Origin of the sequence: Stenotrophomonas hibiscicola ATCC 19867, from assembly GCF_000382065.1 — a bacterium.
In the GTDB taxonomy this organism is placed as follows: domain Bacteria; phylum Pseudomonadota; class Gammaproteobacteria; order Xanthomonadales; family Xanthomonadaceae; genus Stenotrophomonas; species Stenotrophomonas hibiscicola.
The window spans coordinates 81,270-103,599 of the sequence record NZ_KB907498.1; the positions used below are offsets into that span (position 1 = coordinate 81,270).

The window sequence follows — 22,330 nt, forward strand, 5'->3', positions numbered from 1 at the left end:
CGGGAGGGGCGCGATGCCCTCACCCTCCCCCAAACAACTTCTGCGCGCTCTGGAACAGGATCCAACTCGTCGCGATGAACTTGTCCCCACCCTGTGGCCGGTTGCCACGATGGGTGTGGGTGAACGCAGTCGGCGCAATCAGCAGGCTACCGGTGCGTGGTGCGATCTTCCGCTCCTGGAACAGGAACTCGGTTTCGCCCTCTTCGAACTCGTCGTTGAGGTACAGCGTCCACAACACGTGCCGATGCAGGGTCTCGGCCTGCACATCCTTCGGGTACAGCTCGCAGTGCCAGTAGGGGTACCCGCCCTCGCCCGCCGCATACCACTGCAGGTTGATGGCGCCGGGGCGCAGGCAGGTGCGCGCAAGATCCGCCAGTTGTTGTGGCGGCATGTCGGGGAAGTCCTCGGCAGACAGGCGTCGCGGTTGGCCGTTGCTGTCCTGGACCTGCAACATCAGCGGCGCAATCAACGCCTGTGGATAACGGCGTAGATAAGTCAGCAGGCCATTGAACACCGCATGCTGCAGCTGATGGTCCACATCCTGCCAGCCATCAAGTCCGCTGATGCGCAGATCCTTGCTGTGCTTGAGTTCCGGGAACACACCACTGCCTACCGCACCTGGCCGCAGCCCCTGTGCGGCGCGCATCCGCTCGACGATCGCAGCGCAGACCTCGCTGGGGACCGCGTTGTGGATGACTTCGATGAAATCGACCGGGCCCTGCTCGTGCATGCATGCATTCCTTCGGCGGCAACGGCTTGATGGTGCCGTTTGCCGCCCCCGGTGTCACCCTGCGGTCATGTCATCGAACTGCCATGACGTCTGTCAGGCGATAGGCCGTCAGCCCTGTGCGTCGTCGTGCGCGTGGTGGTAGCGCACGGCTTCGGCCACTTCCTCGCGCGAACCCAGGAACACCGGCACGCGCTGGTGCAGCTGGTCGGGCTGGATGTCGAGGATGCGTTCGCGGCCGGTCCAGGCGGCGCCGCCGGCCTGTTCGACCAACAGGCCCATCGGGTTGGCTTCGTACATCAGCCGCAGCTTGCCGGCCTTGGACGGATCCTTCTTGTCCCACGGGTAGATGAAGATGCCGCCGCGGGTCAGGATGCGATGCACGTCGGCCACCATGCTGGCGATCCAGCGCATGTTGAAGTTCTTGCCGCGCGCGCCTTCCTTGCCCGCCAGCAGGTCGCCCACGTAGGCCTGCATCGGCGCTTCCCAGTGACGCTGGTTGGACATGTTGATGGCGAATTCCTGGGTGGCCGCCGGAATCTGCATGTTCTCGGTGGTCAGCACGAACTCGCCCTTCTCGCGGTCCAGAGTGAAGGCGTGGGTGCCATGGCCGACGGTCAGCACCAGCTGGGTGCTGGGCCCGTAGATGCAGTAGCCAGCGGCGATCTGCTTGCTGCCCGGCTGCAGGAAGGCGTCATCGCCCGGCAGTTCGACATTGGTCGGGCAACGCAGCACCGAGAAGATGGTGCCGACGGAGACGTTGACGTCGATGTTGGAGCTGCCATCGAGGGGGTCGAACAGCAGCAGGAAATCACCGCGCGGATAGATGTCCGGCACCGGCTGGCTGTGGTCCATTTCCTCCGAGGCGCAGGCGGCGAGGTGGCCACCCCAGGCGTTGGCTTCAAGCAGGATCTCGTTGCTGATGACGTCCAGCTTCTTCTGCGCTTCACCCTGCACGTTGCCGGTACCGGCATCGCCGAGCACGCCACCGAGGGCGCCCTTGCTGACGGCGATGGAGATGCTGGTGCAGGCGCGGGCCACCACGGCGATCAGCTGGCGCAGGTCGGCATTGATGCGGCCGGCGTGCTGTTCCTGGATCAGGAAGCGGGTCAACGAAGTACGGGACATGGGCGGGCAGGTCTCGGCAGCGGGAAAACGCCTATTGTCGCCCGTATGGCGGGGGCGTGCGTGAGCGCGGGAAGGCGTAATCGTTTCCAGATGCGTTGCGCTCGTGGCGCCTTCCTTCTGTAGAGCCGAGCCCGCGCTCGGCTGCTCTTCGTCCTTCATGCCGCACAAGCCGAGCGTAGGCTCGGCTCTACAGAGACCAGGGCGCAAAAAACAAAGGCGCCTTTCGGCGCCTTTGTCCTCAAGCTACTGGAGCGTTGCTTCAGCCCTTGGCGACGGTGGCCACGGCCTTGGCGACGTATTCCAGGTTGTTCTGGTTCAGCGCGGCCACGCAGATGCGACCGGTGCCGACGGCGTAGATGCCGAACTCGTCGCGCAGGCGCTCGACCTGCTCACGGCTCAAGCCGGAGTAGGAGAACATGCCGGCCTGCTCGTTGATGAAGCCGAACTGCGGGGCACCTGCAGCGGCCAGCTTCTCGACCAGGCCTTGGCGCAGGGCATGGATGCGCTCGCGCATCTCGGTCAGCTCCTGCCCCCACATCGCGCGCAGTTCCGGGTTGGTCAGCACGCCGGCCACCAGCGCAGCACCGTGGGTGGATGGGCTGGAGTAGATGGTGCGGATCACGCGCTTGACCTGCGACTGCACGGCCTTGGCGTCAGCGGCGGTCGGCGCCACCATCGACAGCGCACCCACGCGCTCGCCATACAGCGAGAACGACTTGGAGTACGAGTTGGCGACGATGAAGCTGTCGATGCCGGCTTCGGCGATGATGCGCACCGCGGCGCCGTCCTGCTCGATGCCCTTGTCGAAGCCCTGGTAGGCCATGTCGATGAAGGGGAACAGCTGCTTGTCCTTCAGCAGCTGTGCGACCTGCTTCCACTGGGTGACCGTGAGGTCGGCACCGGTGGGGTTGTGGCAGCAGGCGTGCAGCAGCACCACGGTGCCGGCTTCCAGCTTGCCCAGGTCCGCCAGCAGGCCGTCGAAGTTGACGCCGTGGGTGGTCGGATCGAAGTAGGTGTAATCCAGCACCTCGAAGCCGGCCGCGCTGAACACGGCGCGGTGGTTCTCCCAGCTCGGGTTGCTCAGCGCAACGGTGGCGTGCGGCAGCAGCTTCTTCAGCACGTCGGCGCCGACGCGCAGCGCACCGCTGCCACCAACGGTCTGTGCGGTGGTGACGCGGCCGGCGGCCAGCAGCGGCGAGTCCTTGCCGAACACCAGCTCACGCGTGGCCTGCGTGTACGCCGGCAGGCCATCGATCGGCAGGTAGCCGCGCGGTTTGGCTTCAGCGGCGAGCTGCTGCTCGATCTGCTTGACGGCGCGCAGCAGCGGAATGCGGCCGCTCTCGTCGTAGTAGATGCCCACACCCAGGTTGACCTTGGTCGGGCGGCTGTCGGCGTTGTACGCCTCGGTCAGGCCCAGGATCGGGTCGCCTGGGACCAGTTCCACGTTTGCAAAGAAGGACACGGCGGTACTCGTTCGGTAGACGGAAAGGGGGAGGAAGTGCGCTACGCGGTCTGCGGCGTTTCGGCCGGAAACAGCCCATCGTAACAAAGCCTGCCGGGGGCTGGCCGCCGCCATCGTCATCCACGGCCCCGTACCATGGCGTGCGTTGCCGCCCGACCTATCAACCTGAATCATGAAAACTGCCGCACGCCGCCGTAGCCTGCCGCTTTCCGCCCTGCTGCTGTCGCCCTGGGCGGTGATGGCCGCGCCTGTGCCCACCGCCCTGCCGGCGGTGCAGGTACAGGCTGCACGGGTGCCGGGCATCGACCCGTTCGCGCTGCCGGCCAGCCAGGACACGGTCTGGATCGATGCCAGCCGCGCTGGCACCGGCGCGCAGCTGTCCGAAGCGCTGGCTGGGGTACCCGGTCTGCTGGCGCGCGACCGGCAGAACTTCGCCCAGGACACCCAGCTGTCGATCCGTGGCTTCGGCGCGCGTTCGACCTTCGGGGTGCGCGGGGTACGGGTGTTGATCGACGGGGTCCCTGCAACCATGCCCGATGGCCAAGGCCAGCTGTCACATGCCAGCCTGCTTGGTGCTGAACGCATCGAGGTGCTGCGTGGGCCGTTTTCCGCGCTCTACGGCAATTCCTCCGGTGGCGTGCTGCAGGTCTGGAGCGAACAGGGCCAGGCCGGCGACCCGTGGCGGTTGCGGCTCAGCGCCGGTGCCGACAACACGCTGAGCGTCGGTGCACAGCTGAAGGGGGCCGGCCAAGTACTGGACTACAACATCGCCGCCAATCACTTCCGCACCGATGGCTGGCGCGATCACAGCCAGGCACGCCGTGAATCGCTCAACGCGCGCATCGGGGGCGAGCTGGGCGGCGGGCGGCTGGAGCTGTTGCTCAATGCGCTTGATGCACCGGATGCGCAGGACCCGCTGGGCCTGACCCGTGCCCAGGTGGCGGCTGATCCGCGCCAGGCCACGGCAGTCGCGCACCAGTACAACACCCGCAAATCGGTGCGCCAGCAGCAGGCCGGCCTGCGCTGGACACGTGAAACCGGGCCGCAGCGCTGGCAGCTGATGGGCTATGCCGGCCAGCGCGCGGTACGCCAGTACCTGCCGATCCCACCGACCGCCCAGGCCAACCCCCTGCATGCCGGCGGGGTGATCGATCTGGAGGGCGGCTACGGCGGGCTGGACGCGCGCTGGGGCTGGCAGGGTGACCTTGCCGGCCGGCCGCTGGACCTGGTGGCCGGGCTCAGCGCCGACCGCCAGCGCCAGCATCGCACCGGCCATGAGAACTTCCTCGGCAGCGCCCTGGGCGTGCGTGGACGGCTGCGTCGTGACCAGATCGACGTCGTGCAGAACGTGGACCAGTTCGCCCAGGCCTGGTGGCAATGGAGCCCGCGCTGGTCGTTGCTGGCCGGCCTGCGCCACAGCACCGTGCGTTTCAACTCGGACGATCGCTACTTGACCGCCCGCAACCCGGATGACAGTGGTCACCGGCGCTACCAGGCGACCACGCCGGCGGCCGGGATCAGCTTCGAAGCGAGCCCGCAGTGGCGGCTGCACGCGGCGGTGGGACGTGGCTTCGAAACGCCTACCTTCAACGAACTGGGCTATCGCGCCGACGGCCAGGCGGGATTGGCGCTGGATCTGGCGGCCGCCCGCAGCCGCAATCTGGAGATTGGAAGCAAGTGGCACGCGCAAGGCGGAGCCCAGCTCGATGTCAGCGTATTCCGCGCAGATACCAACGATGAGCTGGCAGTTGCCAGCAATATCGGCGGGCGCAGCACCTATCGCAACATCGGCCGCACCCGCCGCCAGGGCATGGAACTGCAGTACCGGCAGCCGCTGGGCGAACAGCTGGAACTGCAGCTGGCATGGACCTGGCTGCAGGCTCAGGTGCGCTCGCCCTACCTGACCTCGAACACCTTGGTCGCCGCAGGCAGCCGCCTGCCCGGCGTGCCCCGCCAACAGGCCTTCGCACGCCTGCAGTGGAGCCCGGCTGAGTGGCAGTGGGCGCTGGAGGCCTCGGCCAGCAGCGATACCGTGGTAAATGACGTGGCCACCGAGCGCGCGCCGGGCTACGCCCTGCTGCACCTGGAAGCCGGCCGTCGATGGACGCTGCCGGGCGGTGAGCTGCGCGCCTTCGCCCGGCTGGAGAACGTGCTGGACCAAGCCTACATCGGCTCGGTGATCGTCAATGACGGCAACGGGCGCTTCTATGAGCCGGGACCGGGACGGCGAGCCAACGTCGGCCTGCAGTGGTCGTGGCGCTGAGTTGGTAGTGCCGGCCGCTGGCCGGCATCGCTTTGTGTAGGGCAGCCCAGACGTTGCCGGCCAGCGGCCGGCACTACCGGTCAGTCGGGGGCCTTGGCCGGCACGAACGGCGAGGTCGGGTCGCTGGCCGGGAACGTCTCCTCCAGCGCCTCGTCCTGGTTGTCGCTGGCGCGCTGCTTGCGCTCGCGGCGCTTGAGCGGGCTCTCCTGGCCACCACGGTGGCGGTCACCGCCATCCTTGCGGTCCTGGGCCGCCTGTTCAGCCTCGTGCTTCACCGGCAGGTGGTCGTGCTCGGCATCGAAGAACGGCGCGCCGGTGCCGCGGTAGTCGGCGTTGTCGGCATCGCGCTTGCCGCGCTGCTCGCCGGGAATGGGCGGGTGGTTCTCCCGCAGCGGGTCTCGCGAGGTCTCTCGGCTCATGGTCTGGTACCTGCCCTTGGGGGGATTCCACTACACCGCCCCGCAGGTAAAGCCGTTGCGAACCTGGCGTCATGAACATCTCGCTCACCCCCCGGTAACGGCACCGCGCGTATTCCTGCCCACCCGCCCCCGCTGCAGGAGCCGGCCATGCCCCGTCTTGAACGACCCGCACCGTCCGTGTTCAACGCCCTGCTCGATCCACTCGCCCAGCGCACTGCCCAGCGCCGCACGCGCCGCCAGGAAGATCCGCAGGCGGTGGCGCAGGACTACCTGCAGTACATGATCAGCGACTACGAGGAGAGGCGTGGCCAAAGCCACCGCAACTGGCGCGATCTGTGCCCGGTATATGCCTTCGCGCTGACGACCCATGCCGCGGATTGGCCACGCGGTGATGCTGCCGATACCTGCGAGGAACTGGCCGAGCATTGGGAACAGATGCGCGGGCAGTCGCGGCTGGGCTGGTCGCAGGCACGCCCGGTCGTGGAGGACGCCTGGCGCGCGCTGGACCATATCCCGGCGGCGGCGGTGAGGCCGTTGCTGCAGTAATGCCGGCCGCTGGCCGGCAACCCCGGGAAACTTCAGGCCGCGAGTTCCGCCGGCCAGTGCCCGGCACTACCGTTTTCCGTAGAACCCGCGTGCACGGTATCGACACGGGTGGTTTACACCGCCCATCCGAAGCTGGATGCCCTGATCCGCCAAAGGTAAGCCCATGGCCCGCCCGATCTGGACTGGCACGCTCTCGTTCGGCCTGCTCAATGTGCCGGTGTCACTGATGTCCGGAGAGCGCAAGGTCGATCTGCAGTTCCGCATGCTCGACTCCCGCGATCGCAAGCCGATCCGCTTTGAGAGGGTCAACGCCGATACGGGCGAGGAAGTTCCCTGGAAGGACATCGTCAAGGCCTACGAGTACGACAAGGGCAGCTATGTCGTGCTGGAGGAAGGCGATATCCGTTCGGCGGCACCAGAAAGCCACGAGGCCGTAGAAGTGGAATCGTTCGTGGATGCATCGCAGATCGATCCGCGCTACTACGAGAAACCGTATCTGCTGGTGCCCGGCAAGAAGGCCGAGAAAGGCTATGTGCTGCTGCGCGAGACCCTGCGCAGCACCGGCAAGGTCGGTATCGCGCGGGTGGTCGTGCGCACACGCGAGTACCTGTGCGCAGTGATGCCGCATGAGGACGCACTGGTGCTGATGATCCTGCGCTATCCACAGGAACTGGTGGATCCGGAGGAGTACAAGCTGCCCACCGGCAAGCTGTCCGACTACCGCATCACCAGCAAGGAAACGGCGATGGCCGAACAGCTGATCGAGTCGATGGCCGGCGACTGGGATCCGTCGCAGTATCACGATGAATTTCGCGAGCGCCTGCAGCAGGTGTTGAACAAGCGCATCAAGTCCAAGGGGGGTACCACGCGGGTCGACGATGAGCCTGCACCGCGCGACGACGCCAGCACCAATGTGGTCGATTTCATGGCGCTGCTGCAGAAGAGCCTGGATGCCAACAAGCGCACGCCAGCGAAAAAGACGGCAACGCGGAAAGCAGCCACCAAATCCACGGTAAAGAAGGCAGCCAAGAAGGCTGCGAAGAAGGCTGCAAAGAAGACCGCTGCACGCCGCAAGGCAGGTTGAGCATGTCGTTGGAGCAGTACCGGCGAAAGCGCCGACCTGGCGGCGGCGCAGGGCAGACGCCGGCGCCTGACGACACGCCCGCGCAGGGTGATCCGACGCGGCGGCCTACCTGCGCCAGGCTGGTTTCAAGCGGCTGCGCAGCGACACGCCGAAGGAGGACCTTGGAATGAACATCGCAGATACCGAAGCTGGAGGCGAGGTCCAGATTACTCATCCGGAGCGGGTGGTTTTTCCAAAGCAGAAGCTGACCAAGGGCGCCGTGGCCGACTACTACCAGCGCATGGCGCGCTGGATCCTGCCGGAAATCAGCGCGCGTCCGCTGTCACTACTGCGCTGCCCGGACGGCGTCGGCAAGGCCTGCTTCTTCCAGAAGCACCATGGTGCCGGCCTGGGCGATGCGGTACATGCGGTGCCGCTGCAGCAGAAGAGCGGGCGCGAGGATTACGTTTACATCGACGACGCACGGGGCCTGCTGCAGCTGGTGCAGATGAACACCCTGGAGTTGCATCCCTGGGGTGCAACCGTCGCCGACCCCGAGCATCCGGATCGGCTGGTGTTCGATCTTGACCCTGGAGAAGGCGTCAGCTGGGCACAGGTGAAGGCCGCTGCGCGTGACGTCCGTGACCGCCTGCAGGAGGCCGGCCTGAAGAGCTTCGTGCGGTTGTCCGGTGGCAAGGGCGTGCACGTTGTGGTGCCGCTGAAGCCCAGGGCCGACTGGGAACAGGCCAGGGTGTTCTGCGAGGCATTTGCCCGGGCGATGGCGGAGCGCGCGCCGGACCACTACGTGGCGACCATGAGCAAGGCCAAGCGTGGCGGCGTCATCTTCATCGACTGGCTGCGCAATACGCGGGGCGCCACCAGCGTGTGCTCGTGGTCGCTGCGTGCGCGTGAAAGTGCCGGTGTGGCGGTACCGCTGCGCTGGGAGGAACTGGCACGCGTCGGTGCGGCCGATGCGTTTTCGATGGCCAAGGCGCTGGCGCGCGCGAAGCGGCTGAAAGCGGATCCGTGGCAGGGCATCGATGCGTTGAAGCAGACGCTGCCGCGGATGGACCTGTAGAGCCGAGCCTATGCTCGGCTGCCTGTGTAAATGTGCATGAAAGCCGAGCACGGGCTCGGCTCTACAGGGGCGGCATCACCTTGCATCGCGCGAGGGACGACGGCCAAACCACCAGCCGGCCAGCAATTGCAGCGGCAGCGACGCCAGCAGCGAAATGACGAACCAGAACGGGAAATCCGCGCCCGTGGTCCACATGGCGTAGCCGCAGCCCAGCGCGATCAGCGACCAGATCGAGAAGCCGTGCGAACGCGGCCAGCAGGGCGCGTAGTAGGTGGCAAAGGCGATACCCGCGATGCCACCGAGCACGCTGAAGGCCAGGTCCCAGCCCAGCTGCGCGCTGTTGTTGTCCGGCGGCATGCCCAGCAGCGGCGGCAGCCAGCTGGCGACGCTGCTCACCAGCGCAAGTGAAAGTACACCGCCGAGCAGGGCAACGATGGACAGGAACAGGATCTTGAGCGCGCCGGGCATGCGCGCATTGTACGGCCGCGCGGGTGCCCGCTGGCGATGAATCGGCATGGCCGCCGCGTCCGTGGGAGAGGGGGACGGAGCGGCGGCGGCCATGCACGGAGGGTCAGGCGGCGAAGTCCAGTACGACGCGGCCTTCGATGGTGCCCGCGTGCATGCGTGCGAACACGTCGTTGATGTTTTCCAGGCGATCGGTGCTGACGGTGGCGGCGACCTTGCCCTCGGCAGCGAACTGCAGCGATTCCTGCAGGTCCAGGCGGGTGCCGACGATCGAGCCGCGCACGGTGATGCCGTTGAGCACCATGCCGAAGATATCCAGCGGGAAGTTGCCGGGCGGCAGGCCATTGAGCGAGACAGTGCCGCCGCGGCGGACCATGCCCAGTGCCTGCTCGAACGCCTTCGGCGACACCGCGGTGACCAGTGCACCGTGTGCGCCACCGATCTCCTTCTTCAGGAAGGCGGCCGGGTCGGTGGTACGCGCGTTGACGGTGACCTGCGCGCCGAGCTGCCGCGCCAGCGCCAGCTTGTTGTCATCCACGTCCACCGCCGCCACGTTCAGGCCCATTGCGCGGGCGTACTGCACGGCCATGTGGCCCAGGCCACCGATGCCGGAGATCGCCACCCAGTCACCGGGCCTGGTGTCGGTGACCTTCAGGCCCTTGTAGACGGTCACGCCGGCGCACAGCACCGGCGCGATCTCCACGAAGCCCACGTGCTTTGGAAGCAGGCCGACATAGTTGGCATCGGCCAGTGCGTACTCGGCGAAGCCGCCGTTGACCGAGTAACCGGTGTTGCGCTGCGTTTCGCACAGCGTTTCCCAGCCCCCCAGGCAGTGTTCGCAATGGCCACACGCCGAGTACAACCAGGGGATGCCGACCCTGTCGCCTTCCCTGACGTGCCCGACCCCGCCACCCACGGCCACGACGTGCCCCACGCCCTCGTGACCGGGGATGAACGGCGGGTTCGGTTTGACCGGCCAGTCGCCCTCGGCGGCGTGCAGGTCGGTGTGGCAGACACCACAGGCCTCGATCCTGACCAGTACCTCGCCCGCCCCCGGGCGTGGTACCGAGACTTCCTCGATGACCAGTGGCTTGCCGAACTCACGCACGACAGCGGCCTTCATGGTGGAATTCATGTTCGGATCTCCGTAGTGCGCTTGCCCTCAGAATGACGCCGGCACGAGGCCGGCGCTTTGATCACGATCAAACCTTTGAAGATCCGTGCGCCGGGTTCAGCTGGCCAGCACCGAGGCCTCGCGGGCGAGGCGCTCGATGGCCTCCCAGTCGCGGGTCTGCAGCAGTGCCGGCGTGGTCAACCACGAGCCACCCACGCACAGCACGTTGGGCAGGTGCAGGAACTGCGGCGCGGTCTGCGCGCTGATGCCACCGGTCGGGCAGAAGCGCACGTCGGCGAATGGACCGTGCCAGGCCGCCAGCAGCGCGGCACCGCCGGCCTGCACGGCGGGAAAGAACTTGAACGTGTCTTGGCCGTGCTCCAGGCCCAGGATCAGGTCCGAGGCCGTGGCCGCACCGGGCAGGTACGGCAGGTCGGCATCGCGCGCGGCCGCGTACAGTGCCGGCGTGGCGCCGGGGGACACCGCGAAACGCGCTCCGGCCTGCTTCGCCGCCTGCATCTGCGCCGGGGTAAGCACGGTGCCGGCACCGATCACCGCGTCCGGTACGGCCTCGACCATGGCCGTGATCGCGTCCAGCGCCTGCGGCGTGCGCAGGGTCACTTCGATCACCGGCAGGCCGCCGCGGAACAGGGCCTGGGCCACTTCGACCGCGTCATTCACGTCTTCGGGGGTGTACACCGGAATCACCGGTGCCAGTTTCAGGACCGCGCGTACGCGCGGATCAGCGGCGGACATCGAATCGCTCCTCGCCCATCAGGGCCAGCACGTCAGCTTCGCTGACAGGATTGAAATCGCCGGGGATGGAGTGCTTCAGCGCCCCGGCGGCCAGGCCGAACCGCACGGTGGCGTCGGCATCAAGGCCGGACAGGATGCCATGCAGGATGCCGGCCGCGAAGGCATCACCGCCACCGATGCGGTCGACGATGCCCTGCAGATGACGCAGTGGGGCCTGTGCGCGGGTTCCGTCGCAACCCAGCAACACAGCGCCCAGCACATGGTGGTCCACGCTCAGCACCTGCCGCTGCGTGCAGGCCATCCACTGCAGTTGCGGAAAGGCACCGAACGCGGCGGCAGCGGCCGCGTCGATCCGCTCCATCAGGTCCGGCTGGGTGAAGCGGGTGCCCAGTACGACCTCCATGTCGCGGTAGTCGGCGAACACGATGTCGGCCTGCGCGAACAGTTCGCGCAATACCGCCTGCGCATCGCCTCCCCAGCGCTGCCAGAGGCGGGGCCGGAAATTGCCGTCGAAGGAGACGCGGACACCGGCCTGTCTTGCCGCGCGCGCCGCCGCCAGCGTGGCCGCCGCCACGTGCGGGCCCAACGCCGGGCTGACCCCGGAGACGTGCAGCCACTGCGCGTCCTGCAGCAGCGCTGGCCAGTCGTAGTCGGCTGCAGTGCTGCGCGCGAACGCCGAATCCGCGCGGTCGTAGACCACTTCGCTCGCGCGCTGTACCGCGCCGGTGGTGAGGAAGTACAGGCCCATGCGGCCCTCGGCGTCCTCGCGCACACCGCGCGTATCCACGCCGTGCCGCCGCAGTTCACCCAGTACATGCGCCCCCAGCGCATTGCCGGCCACGGTGCTGACCATGGCCACCTGATGTCCAAGCCGGGACAGCGAGACACCCACGTTGGCTTCGGCCCCTCCCACATGGACCTGGAGTTGCGGCGACTGCAGCAGCAGTTCGTTGCCGGGGGCACCCAGGCGCAGCAACAACTCTCCAAAACACACGATACGACCCATCTCAGCTCCTTCACGCGTGCCACCAGCATGGGACACTGCATGGCGTGTAAGTGGACCACGCGAGGGGCGTGGCGATTGGCTAGCGGTGTCATTCTAGACCGAAGACGCCTTGAGAGCGCTTGGGCTATATGTCGAAACCTTTGTCCTGCAAGCGTCTTGGAGACATTGCAAATCTGTTGCGGTGCAAGATGCCCGATCCCGGTGGTGCTGCTAACGTCGGTTTTGACTAGCGGTGTCATTTCGCCGCGCAGCTGCGATACCAGACCTTTGGGAGAGGGGAAAGGCATGCAATCTCGGATCCATGGAAAAAAGACACCGGTTACCTTGCTGGCCCTGGGGGTGGGACTCGCCCTGTCCACCAGCGCGGCCGCCCAGCAGCAGACCGCTACCGACCTGGACACGGTGAACGTCACAGGCTATCGCGCCAGTGTCGAAAAGGCGCTGGACATCAAGCGCGGCGAGGCCGGCGTGGTCGATGCCATCGTCGCCGAAGACATCGGCAAGTTTCCCGACCTCAATCTGGCTGAATCGCTGCAGCGCATTCCGGGCGTGGTGATCACACGCGAAGCCGGCGAAGGCCGCAACATCTCGGTGCGCGGCCTGGGCCCGGATTTCACCCGCGTGCGCATCAATGGGATGGAAGCGCTGACCACCGTCGGCGCCGGTGACCAGAGCGGTGGTACCAACCGCGGCCGCGGTTTCGACTTCAACGTGTTTGCCTCGGACCTGTTCTCGCAGCTGGTGGTGCGCAAGACCGCCTCGGCCGACGTCGAGGAAGGCTCGCTGGGTGCCACTGTCGACCTGCGCACCGCGCGGCCGTTCGACTACGACGGCTTCACCTTCGCCGCAAGCGGCCAGGCCGGCTACAACCAGATGGCCGAAAAGGCCGACCCGCGGCTGGCCGCGCTGGTCTCCAACACCTTCGCCGATGGTACCTTCGGCGCCCTCCTGTCGGTGGCCTACTCCGAGCGCCAGGCACTGGAGGAAGGCTCCAACACCGGCCGCTGGGCCAACGGCCCGAGCAATGGCAACTTCGCTGCGTCATCGCCGTTCGCCGCCGCACGCGCCGCTGATGTATTCCACCCGCGCTTCCCGCGCTACGTGCAGATGGAACACGAGCAGAAGCGCCTGGGCGTGACCGGCTCGCTGCAGTGGAAGCCCAGCGATGCCAGTGAAGTATCGCTGGACATGCTGTACTCGAAGATCGATGCCACCCGCGACGAGCAGTACATCGAAGCGATTTCCTTCAGCCGTGGCAGCAGCAGCACCCCGCGCCTGGTCGGCAAGCCGAGCACCATCGTCAGGAACGGCGAGATCCGCAACGGCGCGCTGCTGTACGGTGAATTCGACAACGTCGACATCCGTACCGAGAACCGCCACGACGAGTGGAGCACCGAGTTCAAGCAGATCAGCCTGAACGGCCAGCACCGTTTCGGCGACGACTTCACCGTGTCCGGCAAGCTGGGCATCTCGCGCTCCAGGCACGAGAATCCAGTGCAGACCACCGTCATCATGGACAAGTACGACGTCAAGGGCTACAGCTACGACTACCGTGGCAACAGCCGCTTCCCGATCCTCAACTACGGCATCGACCCGACCGACCCCAACGGTTGGGAACTGGCGGAAATCCGCCTGCGCCCGCAGTACGTGGACAACGACTTCGATACCGGCCAGATCGACTTCAACTGGAACATCAGCCCCGGCTTCCGCCTGAAGGGCGGCGTGCTTGCCAAGGACTACACGTTCAAGACCACCGAACTGCGCCGTGCCAGCGAACTGGCCGTGCCGACCTTCGCCAGCGGCAGCAGGATCGTGCCCGTGGACATGATCAACCAGGCCGGCCTGAAGGGCATCAATGGCAATCCGTCCAACTGGGTGGTGCCGAACCTGGAAGCAATCGCCGACCAGTTCGACATCTACAGCAACAGCGGCATCTATGCCGTCGCGCCGCGCGCCAACAACGTGCGCAGCGTGGAAGAGAAGGACCGTGGTGCCTACCTGATGGGCGAGTTCAGCACCGAAATCGGCTCGCTGCCGCTGTCGGGCAACTTCGGCGTGCGCTACGTGCGCACCAGGCAGACCTCCACCGGGCTGTCGACGCTGGCCAGTGGTACCACCTCCACCACCGCCACCCGCACCTACGATGACACCCTGCCCTCGTTCAACCTGGTGGCCGAGGTCACGCCCGATTTCCTGATCCGCCTGGGTGCGGCCAAGGTCATGACCCGCCCGGGCCTGGGCAGCCTGACGCCAGGTGCAACCGTGGCCGTGGCCGGTGGTGCGCGCACCATCTCCAGCGGCAATCCCAACCTGGACCCGACGCGCGCCACCAATGTCGACCTGGGCTTCGAGTGGTACTTCGCCGAAGGCGCGATGGCGGGCCTGGGCCTGTTCTACAAGGACATCGAGACCTCGGTCCAGACCCTGCGCGAGAACCGCCCGTACACCGACAGCGGCCTGCCTGCCGAACTGCTGACCGGTACCGGCGCCTCGCCCACCGACGACTTCACCTTCACCCGGCCAGTCAATACCCCCGGCGGTGAGCTGTACGGCGCCGAGGCGAACTACACCCAGCCCTTCACTTTCCTGCCGGGCAAGTGGTCGAACCTGGGCGTGCAGCTGAACTACACCTGGGTCGAATCGAAGATCCAGTACATCAACTCGGCTGGCCAGCCGGTGATGAAGAACGATCTGCTGGGCCTGTCCAAATCGTCATGGAACGCAACGCTGTTCTACGAAGGCGAGACCTTCGCTGGCCGCGTCTCCGCCACCAACCGCGATGACTACCTCACCCAGGTGCCCGGTCAGGAAACCGGCTTCAACCTGGACGGCTACCACGGCATGACCGGCACCACGGTCATTGATGCGTCCATCCGCTACAAGATCAGCGACCAGCTGGAACTGAGCCTGGAAGGCATCAACCTGACCAACGAAGCCTCGGATGAATGGGTGTACTCGCCCGCCACCGGCCGCCTGCCACTCCAGTACACCGAAACCGGCCGCCAGTTCCTGCTGGGCGTGCGCTACAAGTTCTGAGCAACGCCGGCGGCGCGTGCCGATACGCGCTGCGGTTCGCCATGACCGCTGCTGCGCCGCAAGGTGCCGCTGCGGCGTGGCCTTGCTACGGTCCGGCGGCCCGCCGCCGGCCGTCGCCCGTTGAAAGGAAATGTCTCCATGCCGCACCGCACGACCGTGTCCCGCTGCCTGCTGCTGGCAGTGGCCCTGGCTGCAGGCCCCGCGACGGCCGCCGCCGATGTCCCCACCCTGCTCTTCCATGTGGATGCCAATCACGGCCTGCAGGCCGTGACCGCTCACGGTGAGGCCGTAGCGAACTTTCGCGACAAGGTCGCGGTGGTCGACGACGGCGAGCATGGCAAGGCCATCCAATGGGAAGACGACGGCGTGCTTGCTTGGGACGCGCCGGGCAACATCCTGGCCCAGCGCGGCACGCTGGCCTTCGACTGGCGTTCACGCTACGCGGTGGGTGAAGCGCCGTTTGTGATCTTCCGCGTCGGCTACGCCGACCACAGCAGCTGGGACATGGCCTGGCTGCGCATCGACTGGAACGGGCACGGCTTCGATGCCTTCGTCACCGATGCCAACCTGGCACGCACACGCGTGTCGTTCCGCATGGATGCACTGCCGCGTCCCGACCAGTGGTTGCACCTGGCCTTCGCCTGGGATGAGGACCACGGCGCGCGCCTGTTCATCGATGGCCGCGAAGTGGCGCGCGCGCAGGCCACCGGCAATTACGATGCCGCGCTGGACCAGCTCGGCCTTGCCGGGCGGGTAATGGCACCGTACCAGGTGCAGAGTCGCTACAACTTCCTGCGTGGGAGCGATTTCCAGCACATCCGGGTCTACGACCGCATGCTGGATGCGCCGGCGGTGGCAACGCTGGCGCGCGGGCGCGAGCCAGCCAGCGCCGTGGCGATCGGCGATGGCACGCGCGCCTGGCGCCACCGCTTCGGCTGGGAAGGGGCTGCACCCCCAGCGTTGGCGGCCGGCGGCACCCGCATCCGCAAGATCGAATTCGCCGACACCCGCGACCTGAAGGCGTGGATGTGGAAGGCCACCGATGGCATCGCCGAAACCACCTGGCCGGGCGTGTACAACCGCTCGCGCCTGCCCGGCCGCAATGACTACTTCCAGCTTCCGGACTGGAACACCTATGTGGAAGGCGGCCAGCACCTGGACCTGACCCTGCCGGCCACCGAAACGGTGAACCGGGTGGAGATCCGTGGTGCGGCCTTCGGCACCCTTTCCCACGGGCCCGACGCCGAACATGCCACCGACGTGCTGGTCACGCGCCCGCGCGGCGTGGTGCGCAGCGTCGACGACATTGCCGCGCAGCGCGGCGGCGTGCTGCGTTTCAGCAACGTCGAGCAGGAAACACCGATCCAGGAAATCTGGGCCTACCACGTGAGCAAGGGCACCGAGCCGGAAGGCACGGTGAAGCAGACCTACATCATCGACAGCCGGGCGCTGCCCGACTACACCAACCTGGACGCATTGCGCCGCTACATCGACGGACGTTTCCCGACCGCCGAACGCAGCACGGTGATGGCGCTGCCGAAGGGCGCCGGTTCCCGCCGCCGGGATGCCGGCACCCTGCCCGCACATCCGCAGCCGATCGTGCACGTGCTGATTCCTTCCGGGGTGGGTGACGCGCCGGCCAACCAGCCGCTGATCCGCAGCTGGGCCTACAGCTGGGAGAACATGCACGACGGCCTGGACGGCGTGGCCATCGACCTTCCCGCGCTGGACCTGCCGCCCACCCACGATGGACTGATCCCGCTGAACATCCGCATCAAGGATCCGATCTGGCCGGCGCGCGACATGATCGATGTATCGGTGTCGGTGCCGCCACGGCAGGCGCGCACGCTGTGGCTGGACCTGCGCGATCGCATCCTCACCCCGGACAGCCTGTGGCTGAGCATCGCCTCGGCCGCACCAGGCTTCGATGCCGATGCCCTCGACGGTGCGCAGGTCCGGCTGGTGTTCAAGCCGCGTGCCGACGCGCTGAAGGAGCACGTGGCCGACCGCTTCAACCAGGTCCGCGACAACTGGAGCTTCCTGGTGGAAGAGCACACCACGTCCAAGCGCCAGCGCCTGTACGCGCGCGTGTACGCGGACCTGAGCGACCTGCTGCGGGTGGACCCGGACCATGAACTCGGCCGCCTGTACTGGAACTACATCAGCTACAACAGCCAGGGCCGCCCGCCCTACACGGCGCCTGCCGTGCCCAGGGGCGTGCCGGCGTGGGCATTCAACCAGGTGCAGGACCTGGCGCAGGTGCGGCAGTTCGTCGACTGGTGGATCGACGAACGGCAGGTGGCCTACGGTGACTTCGGTGGTGGCATTTCGGACGATTCCGACCTGACCCAGCAGTGGCCGGGGCTGGCCCTGATGGGCGTGCAGCCGGATCGATTGAACGCCTCGCTGACCGCGCTGTCCGACGCGGTGTACCGCAACGGCATGTTCAGCAACGGCTTGAGTACCATCGAGACCGACGAGCTGCATTCCTATGAGGAAGGCATCAACACCAACAGCGCCATGCTCTACCTCAACTGGGGCGATCCGCTGACGCTGGAACGCCTGATGGAAACGGTGAAGGCCTTCGACGAGCGCATCATCCTGCGCAACCCGCAGGGCCACCTGCTGTTCTCCAGCAACTGGTTCGGTGGCAACAAGGTCTACCGCGAACCGAACTGGCAGTGGCAGAAGCCGTATTCGTTCCCGGTGCTGCACCCGGCGTTCCTGCTGGGCCAGTACAACGCCGATCCCACCGGCCGCGGGCTGGTGATCGGCCTGGCCGATGGCTATCTGGCCCACGCAGGCAAGGACGACAAGGGACGCTTCACCCTGCCCAACGAGATCAACTGGGCCAGCGGTGCCACCCGCGGCGGCGAGTTGAACAACGGCTCCGGCAGTGGCGACACGATGCACACCTTCTGGGCGGCGTGGCGCTGGAGCGGCGATGCGAAGTACCTGCAGGCACTGGACTACCGCGTGGCCCGTGGCGGCCCGGGCGCACTGGCCAACCTGGGCGAGAACGTCGTGGACGTACTGGGCCGGCAACAGGACTGGTATCCGCTGCTGCGCGCCGAGGCCGACGCGGGAAAAACCGGCTTCGCCAGCCTGATGGCCTGGCAGGCCAGCGGCGACAGGTCATACATCGCCGCCCTGCATGCCGACGGCCTGCAGGCGAAAGTGCAGCGCGCGTACATGAACACCGAGGGCCACTGGTGGTCCGACCGCGTGGAAGCGCCCAGTGAATTCCTCCAGCGCGCACGCCTGGGTGGGATCGCGCTGAAGCGCAACCAGAGTTGGCCCGGCCACACCGTCAGCTGGCGCTTCGACCGCGATGGAGCGGCCGAACAGGTCGCCCTGCTGGTGCATGCGCCGTCGCGTGAACGTTTCACCGTTACCAGCTACAACCTGGGCACGCGCACCATCGGCGCCGACATGACCGGCTGGAACGTGGCCAGCGGGACCTGGCGGATACGCAGCGGCGTGGATGCCGATGGCGATGGCCACATCGACGGCACGCCCGCCGAACGCCGCGTACAGCTGGAAACCAGCGCTTCGGTGGCGCTGCAGTTCCGTCCCGGGCGTACCGAGGTGTTCGAGTTCGAACGCGTGTCCGAGGGAACACCGGTGGAAACACGGCCGGACCTGGGCGTGGGTCGCGGCGACGTACGCATCGACGGCAGCCAGCTGCAGGTGACCGTGCACAGCCTGGGCCATGTCGGCACCGGCGTGGCCGTAGCAATGCTGGAAGACGCGCGCGGTCGCGAGATCGCCCGCACGGACGTGCCGGCGCTGGGGGCACCCAGTGACCTGCAGCCGAAGACCGTGCAGGTCTGGCTGCCGTTGCCGGCCGGTGACCGCAGCGGCCTGCGCGTGCGCGTGGCGCTGGCCGACGGTGGCGAGGAAGTGACCCGGCTCAACAACGTGGTCGGCGTGCCGCGATGATGCCTGCATTACGCCGGGCGTGATCCGGCGTGGGTCAGGACGCCTCGGTCTCCAGCCGTTTCATCCGGCGCTGGTACCAGCCATCATCCAACGGCTCGAACACCGCGCTGCGTTCCATCACGCCCTCGTAGACATGCAGCGACACGGCCACGTCCGCGTCGCTGGCGTTGCACAGCGTGTGGTACTCGTGCGGCGGAATCAGGCTGCCGGCACTACCGCGGTGCCCGTACAGCGTGGGCTGGGCGGCAAAGCGATGACGTTCGCCATCCTGTTCAATCAGCGCATAGGGAGTGACGATCAGTTCGCCCTGCCAGACGCCTTCCACGCACCACATCGCATCGTGGTCGTGCAGCGGCGTGCCCTGGCCCGGGCCCCAGCACATGGCGATGACGCTGTAGCCCAGGGTCGGGCTGCGGTGCAGTTCACGGCGTGCGTAATGCCCTTCGACCGGGCGCCGCACGCAGGGGGGCAGCTGGATGGACGGATCGACGATGGCCTCGCGCAGCACCTGCTGCAGCGCACCGGTGATGGCCTCCGGCGTGCCCAGCATCACCGCGGCATCGATCGCAGCGAACAGCCGCTCCCGGCCGGTGAATGACGGTGGCAAGGACATCGTTCCCATGCCCCGACTCTAGCCGAGAGGGGTTAACAGAATGTTTGCACCGCGGTGTCATCACTGCGTGCCGCGCTGCACGAACGGTACTTTTGCATACAGCGCACGTTCGCCGGCACGAGGATCGTCCACCACGCCGCTCTGGCGATCAAACAGCATGGTCTGCCGCCGGGGCAGCGCGTAGGCGGGCCATTGCGGCATTCCGCGATGATTGGGGTCGCCGTTGCGCGCGAAGGCGATCAGTGCGTCGCTCATTGTCGCCGCCAGCGTATGCGCGTCCGCGCCGCCACCGGTGCGTGCGCCGGGCAGGCCGGCGTTGTCGAACACCAGCGGGATGTCCAGCGTGTGGAAGGCGCGCAGCCGGCCTTGCTCCACCGGTGAGCCCCAGTCCAGCTGGTAGGCCCAGGTGGGCGCGGCCCCGCTGGGCTGGCGCGCACGCGCTTCCAGCTCCTCCACTGCGCCGCGCCAGGAACGTCCTGCGGTAGTGGCCGCGAAGAACACCTCCGAAGGCGTGTAATGCGGGTACAGGCGCCGGTACTCGGCGATCACCGTCTGCGGCAGCAGATCCACGAACTGCTGGCGTTGCAGCTGTGCCGGCAGCGTCTCCCAGGTCAAGGTGAAGTTGGCCGGATCGTCGCCGAGGAAGGCACGGGTCTCGTCGCGCGTATTGCCGATGACCATCGGAATGCTGGCCGACTGCCGCGGCGCCTGCGGCCAGAACGGATGCACCGGAAGGGAGACTTCGTCCAGTACCGGCCCGAAGTACAGCGACGTGCTTTCCACCCGCGATGGATCGCGGGCACGGGTGGCTGCAAGCAGATCCGTGGCCGGGAGCCGCAGCAGGGCAGACAGGTCCTTTGCACCCACTGCCTCCATTGCGATGGCAGCGCGCTGCGCGGCGGCACGCGGGCCGGCCGCGGTGACCTGCTGCCCGCTCATCGTCCACGCGCGCTGGAACAGGCCGCGTGCCGCCGGCATCGCCATCAGCGTGGCGATCTTGGCGCCGCCCCCGGACTGGCCGAACACGGTGATGTTTCCAGCGTCACCGCCGAAGATCGCCGCGTGCTCGCGCACCCACTGCAGCGCCTGTACCAGGTCGAGCTGGCCGACATTCCCCGACGCGGCGTAGCGTGCGTCGCCAAGTGCGCCCAGGTACAGGTAACCGAAGGTGTTCAGCCGATGATTGAGGGTCACCACCACCACATCGCCGCGGCGGCACAGCGCACTGCCGTCGTACAGCGGATCGCTGCCGGAGCCGTTGTTGAACCCACCCCCGTGTATGTAGACCAGCACCGGGCGGCGGCCGCCATCCCCCAGTGCGGGGGTCCAGACGTTGAGGAACAGGCAGTCTTCGCTGCCGGGGCCTTCCGCGCCGCCCTGCGGTGCGGCCGCGCCATAGTCCAGTGCATCGGCGATCCCGTTCCATGCCGCTTCCCGGCGTGGTGGCTGGAAGCGATGGGTGCCGGTATCGGCGCCGTAGCGCACGCCGCGGAATACCAGCACGCCTTGTTCATGCTGGCCGCGCAGGCGCCCCCCGCGCACGCGGACGATCGGCAGGCGTTCGTCGCGTGCACCGGGCATCGCCGCTGCCGGCAGTGCCACCAGCGTGGCCGTGGCCAGCGCCCAGCGCGCGCTGTCGCGCAGGAAACGGCGGCGCTGCAGATCGTCGGGTGCTCCCGTCATCGGCTGCGCTCCGCATCCTTTCCTGCTGTCAGCCATGCCTGCGCCAGCGCTGGCCACTGCGCCAGGGTGGAGCCGGGCGGCAGGCGCATGCCGAAGCCGTGGCCACCATGGGCGAACACATGCAGTTCGTGCTCGACGCCCGCCCTGGCCAGCGCCTGCGCCATCACCTCGCTGTTGTGCACGCTGACCACGCGATCGTCGTTGGCATGGATCAGCATCGTCGGCGGCATGTCCGCACGCACGTGCTCCTGCACCGAGTACTGCGTCGCCAATGCGGGGTCAGGGCGCTCGCCCAGCAATCGCCCGCGCGAACCACTGTGCGCATGCGCGCCCATGTCGATGACCGGGTAGACCAGCACCGCCCGTGCCGGGCGCGCGCTCAGCTGATCGATCGCATCGCGTGCGGGATAGACCGGCGCATCGAAGCCGGTGGCCAGCCGCGCAGCCACGTGGCCGCCGGCGGAAAAGCCCATGACCGCCACATTGTCCGCCTCCAGGCCGCGACGCGCGGCCTGGTCGCGCACGACCCGCAGCGCACGCTGGGCATCGGCCAGCGCCGCCTGGCGGTCCCTGCCCGGCTGCGGCAGGCGGTAGCGAAGCACGAACAGGGTGAAGCCTGCCCGCTGCACCCAGTCCGGCACCAGCGCGCTGCCCTCCTTGTCGATTACCACCCGCTGGTAGCCGCCGCCCGGAATGACCAGCACCGCCTGCCCGTTCGGACGTGGCGGCGCGTGCACGATCATGTATGGCGCATCGATCCCGTCCACGAACCGGTCCGGATGGGCCGGATCGGGGCTGCGCTCAACCACCCGCGCCTTCCGTGCCGGAGCGCTCTGGCCAGGTACCTGGCCGTCCGGCCACAGCGGCAGGCGTTCGCCCGCCACCTCCCCGGCAAGCCGCTGGCCGTCGCGCAGCGGGACGTCGCTGGCACGTGCCGGGGCAAGCGTCAACAGAACGCACAAGAACAGCACAAGAGGGGGCAGACGCATGGCGGACCGGGCTCCAGCGAAGGGTGGGCAGCGTGCCGCA

Annotated in this window: 16 protein-coding genes and 1 pseudogene; 6 read left to right on the forward strand and 11 right to left on the reverse strand. The window is 67.4% G+C overall.

Features of this window, described 5'->3' with window-relative positions; genetic code table 11:
- Positions 1-19: 19 nt before the first annotated feature.
- The 3 genes from G370_RS0100355 to G370_RS0100370 all read right to left on the reverse strand — a co-directional run bounded on the left by G370_RS0100355 (position 20) and on the right by G370_RS0100370 (position 3,317).
- A complete protein-coding gene (locus G370_RS0100355) occupies positions 20-730 on the reverse strand; it encodes a 2OG-Fe(II) oxygenase (RefSeq protein WP_019658815.1) in 711 nt (236 codons plus the stop codon).
- A 108-nt stretch (positions 731-838) separates the two neighbouring features.
- Complete coding sequence (locus G370_RS0100360) at positions 839-1,855, reverse strand: class 1 fructose-bisphosphatase (RefSeq protein WP_014035428.1); 1,017 nt, start codon at positions 1,853-1,855, stop codon at positions 839-841.
- Positions 1,856-2,114: 259 nt separating this feature from the next.
- Positions 2,115-3,317: an amino acid aminotransferase gene (locus G370_RS0100370; RefSeq protein ID WP_019658816.1), complete on the reverse strand. Its 1,203-nt coding sequence runs from the start codon at positions 3,315-3,317 to the stop codon at positions 2,115-2,117.
- A 172-nt stretch (positions 3,318-3,489) separates the two neighbouring features.
- On the opposite strand from G370_RS0100370, the gene G370_RS0100375 reads away from it, so the two are divergent.
- Positions 3,490-5,580, forward strand: coding sequence for a TonB-dependent receptor family protein (locus G370_RS0100375; protein WP_019658817.1), 2,091 nt, complete (start codon positions 3,490-3,492; stop codon positions 5,578-5,580).
- Between the two features lie 80 nt (positions 5,581-5,660).
- Here G370_RS0100375 and G370_RS0100380 read toward each other — a convergent pair whose 3' ends face one another.
- Positions 5,661-5,999: a hypothetical protein gene (locus tag G370_RS0100380; protein WP_005411772.1), complete on the reverse strand. Its 339-nt coding sequence runs from the start codon at positions 5,997-5,999 to the stop codon at positions 5,661-5,663.
- A gap of 147 nt (positions 6,000-6,146) precedes the next feature.
- Here G370_RS0100380 and G370_RS0100385 point away from each other — a divergent pair, with 147 nt between their 5' ends.
- The 3 genes and pseudogenes from G370_RS0100385 to ligD all read left to right on the forward strand — a co-directional run.
- Positions 6,147-6,545 (forward strand): hypothetical protein, encoded by a 399-nt coding sequence (locus tag G370_RS0100385; protein WP_019658818.1) that lies wholly within the window; start codon positions 6,147-6,149, stop codon positions 6,543-6,545.
- A gap of 163 nt (positions 6,546-6,708) precedes the next feature.
- Positions 6,709-7,629, forward strand: coding sequence for a non-homologous end joining protein Ku (gene ku / locus G370_RS0100390; protein ID WP_019658819.1), 921 nt, complete (start codon positions 6,709-6,711; stop codon positions 7,627-7,629).
- A gap of 109 nt (positions 7,630-7,738) precedes the next feature.
- Positions 7,739-8,686 (forward strand): annotated as a pseudogene (gene ligD / locus G370_RS0100395) (non-homologous end-joining DNA ligase); the annotation flags it as partial.
- Between the two features lie 75 nt (positions 8,687-8,761).
- On the opposite strand, the gene G370_RS0100400 reads toward ligD, so the two are convergent.
- The 4 genes from G370_RS0100400 to G370_RS0100415 all read right to left on the reverse strand — a co-directional run bounded on the left by G370_RS0100400 (position 8,762) and on the right by G370_RS0100415 (position 12,027).
- Positions 8,762-9,154: a hypothetical protein gene (locus G370_RS0100400; protein WP_026346896.1), complete on the reverse strand. Its 393-nt coding sequence runs from the start codon at positions 9,152-9,154 to the stop codon at positions 8,762-8,764.
- A gap of 103 nt (positions 9,155-9,257) precedes the next feature.
- On the reverse strand, positions 9,258-10,286 hold the full coding sequence (adhP, locus tag G370_RS0100405; RefSeq protein WP_019658822.1) for an alcohol dehydrogenase AdhP: 1,029 nt from the start codon (positions 10,284-10,286) through the stop codon (positions 9,258-9,260).
- Between the two features lie 96 nt (positions 10,287-10,382).
- Positions 10,383-11,021 carry a bifunctional 4-hydroxy-2-oxoglutarate aldolase/2-dehydro-3-deoxy-phosphogluconate aldolase gene (gene eda, locus G370_RS0100410; RefSeq protein ID WP_019658823.1) on the reverse strand — a complete coding sequence of 213 codons (639 nt, stop codon included), beginning with the start codon at positions 11,019-11,021 and terminating at the stop codon, positions 10,383-10,385.
- A complete protein-coding gene (locus G370_RS0100415) occupies positions 11,008-12,027 on the reverse strand; it encodes a sugar kinase (protein WP_026346897.1) in 1,020 nt (339 codons plus the stop codon). Before G370_RS0100415 ends, eda begins: the two co-directional genes overlap by 14 nt.
- A gap of 285 nt (positions 12,028-12,312) precedes the next feature.
- Here G370_RS0100415 and G370_RS0100420 point away from each other — a divergent pair, with 285 nt between their 5' ends.
- Both G370_RS0100420 and G370_RS0100425 read left to right on the forward strand, forming a co-directional pair.
- Entirely contained in the window at positions 12,313-15,063 is a 2,751-nt protein-coding gene (locus tag G370_RS0100420; RefSeq protein WP_026346898.1) for a TonB-dependent receptor, read from the forward strand.
- A 138-nt stretch (positions 15,064-15,201) separates the two neighbouring features.
- Complete coding sequence (locus tag G370_RS0100425) at positions 15,202-19,005, forward strand: LamG-like jellyroll fold domain-containing protein (RefSeq protein ID WP_019658825.1); 3,804 nt, start codon at positions 15,202-15,204, stop codon at positions 19,003-19,005.
- Positions 19,006-19,039: 34 nt separating this feature from the next.
- On the opposite strand, the gene G370_RS0100430 is transcribed toward G370_RS0100425, so the two are convergent.
- From G370_RS0100430 to G370_RS0100440, 3 genes are read right to left on the reverse strand one after another with little or no spacing between them, the layout of a single operon-like run.
- A complete protein-coding gene (locus G370_RS0100430; protein ID WP_019658826.1) occupies positions 19,040-19,627 on the reverse strand; it encodes a cysteine dioxygenase family protein in 588 nt (195 codons plus the stop codon).
- 51 nt (positions 19,628-19,678) lie between these two features.
- On the reverse strand, positions 19,679-21,301 hold the full coding sequence (locus G370_RS0100435) for a carboxylesterase/lipase family protein (protein WP_019658827.1): 1,623 nt from the start codon (positions 21,299-21,301) through the stop codon (positions 19,679-19,681).
- Positions 21,298-22,272, reverse strand: a complete 975-nt coding sequence (locus G370_RS0100440) for an alpha/beta hydrolase (protein ID WP_019658828.1) — start codon at positions 22,270-22,272, stop codon at positions 21,298-21,300. Before G370_RS0100440 ends, G370_RS0100435 begins: the two co-directional genes overlap by 4 nt.
- Positions 22,273-22,330: the final 58 nt, after the last annotated feature.

Excerpts from the sequence above, each read along its gene's own strand:
- G370_RS0100355 (WP_019658815.1), bottom strand. The coding sequence starts at position 730 with ATGCACGAGCAGGGCCCGGTCGATTTCATCGAAGTCATCCACAACGCG.
- G370_RS0100360 (WP_014035428.1), bottom strand. The coding sequence starts at position 1,855 with ATGTCCCGTACTTCGTTGACCCGCTTCCTGATCCAGGAACAGCACGCC.
- G370_RS0100375 (WP_019658817.1), top strand. The coding sequence starts at position 3,490 with ATGAAAACTGCCGCACGCCGCCGTAGCCTGCCGCTTTCCGCCCTGCTG.
- G370_RS0100380 (WP_005411772.1), bottom strand. The coding sequence starts at position 5,999 with ATGAGCCGAGAGACCTCGCGAGACCCGCTGCGGGAGAACCACCCGCCC.
- G370_RS0100385 (WP_019658818.1), top strand. The coding sequence starts at position 6,147 with ATGCCCCGTCTTGAACGACCCGCACCGTCCGTGTTCAACGCCCTGCTC.
- ku (WP_019658819.1), top strand. The coding sequence starts at position 6,709 with ATGGCCCGCCCGATCTGGACTGGCACGCTCTCGTTCGGCCTGCTCAAT.
- G370_RS0100400 (WP_026346896.1), bottom strand. The coding sequence starts at position 9,154 with ATGCCCGGCGCGCTCAAGATCCTGTTCCTGTCCATCGTTGCCCTGCTC.
- adhP (WP_019658822.1), bottom strand. The coding sequence starts at position 10,286 with ATGAATTCCACCATGAAGGCCGCTGTCGTGCGTGAGTTCGGCAAGCCA.
- eda (WP_019658823.1), bottom strand. The coding sequence starts at position 11,021 with ATGTCCGCCGCTGATCCGCGCGTACGCGCGGTCCTGAAACTGGCACCG.
- G370_RS0100415 (WP_026346897.1), bottom strand. The coding sequence starts at position 12,027 with ATGGGTCGTATCGTGTGTTTTGGAGAGTTGTTGCTGCGCCTGGGTGCC.
- G370_RS0100420 (WP_026346898.1), top strand. The coding sequence starts at position 12,313 with ATGCAATCTCGGATCCATGGAAAAAAGACACCGGTTACCTTGCTGGCC.
- G370_RS0100425 (WP_019658825.1), top strand. The coding sequence starts at position 15,202 with ATGCCGCACCGCACGACCGTGTCCCGCTGCCTGCTGCTGGCAGTGGCC.
- G370_RS0100430 (WP_019658826.1), bottom strand. The coding sequence starts at position 19,627 with ATGGGAACGATGTCCTTGCCACCGTCATTCACCGGCCGGGAGCGGCTG.
- G370_RS0100435 (WP_019658827.1), bottom strand. The coding sequence starts at position 21,301 with ATGACGGGAGCACCCGACGATCTGCAGCGCCGCCGTTTCCTGCGCGAC.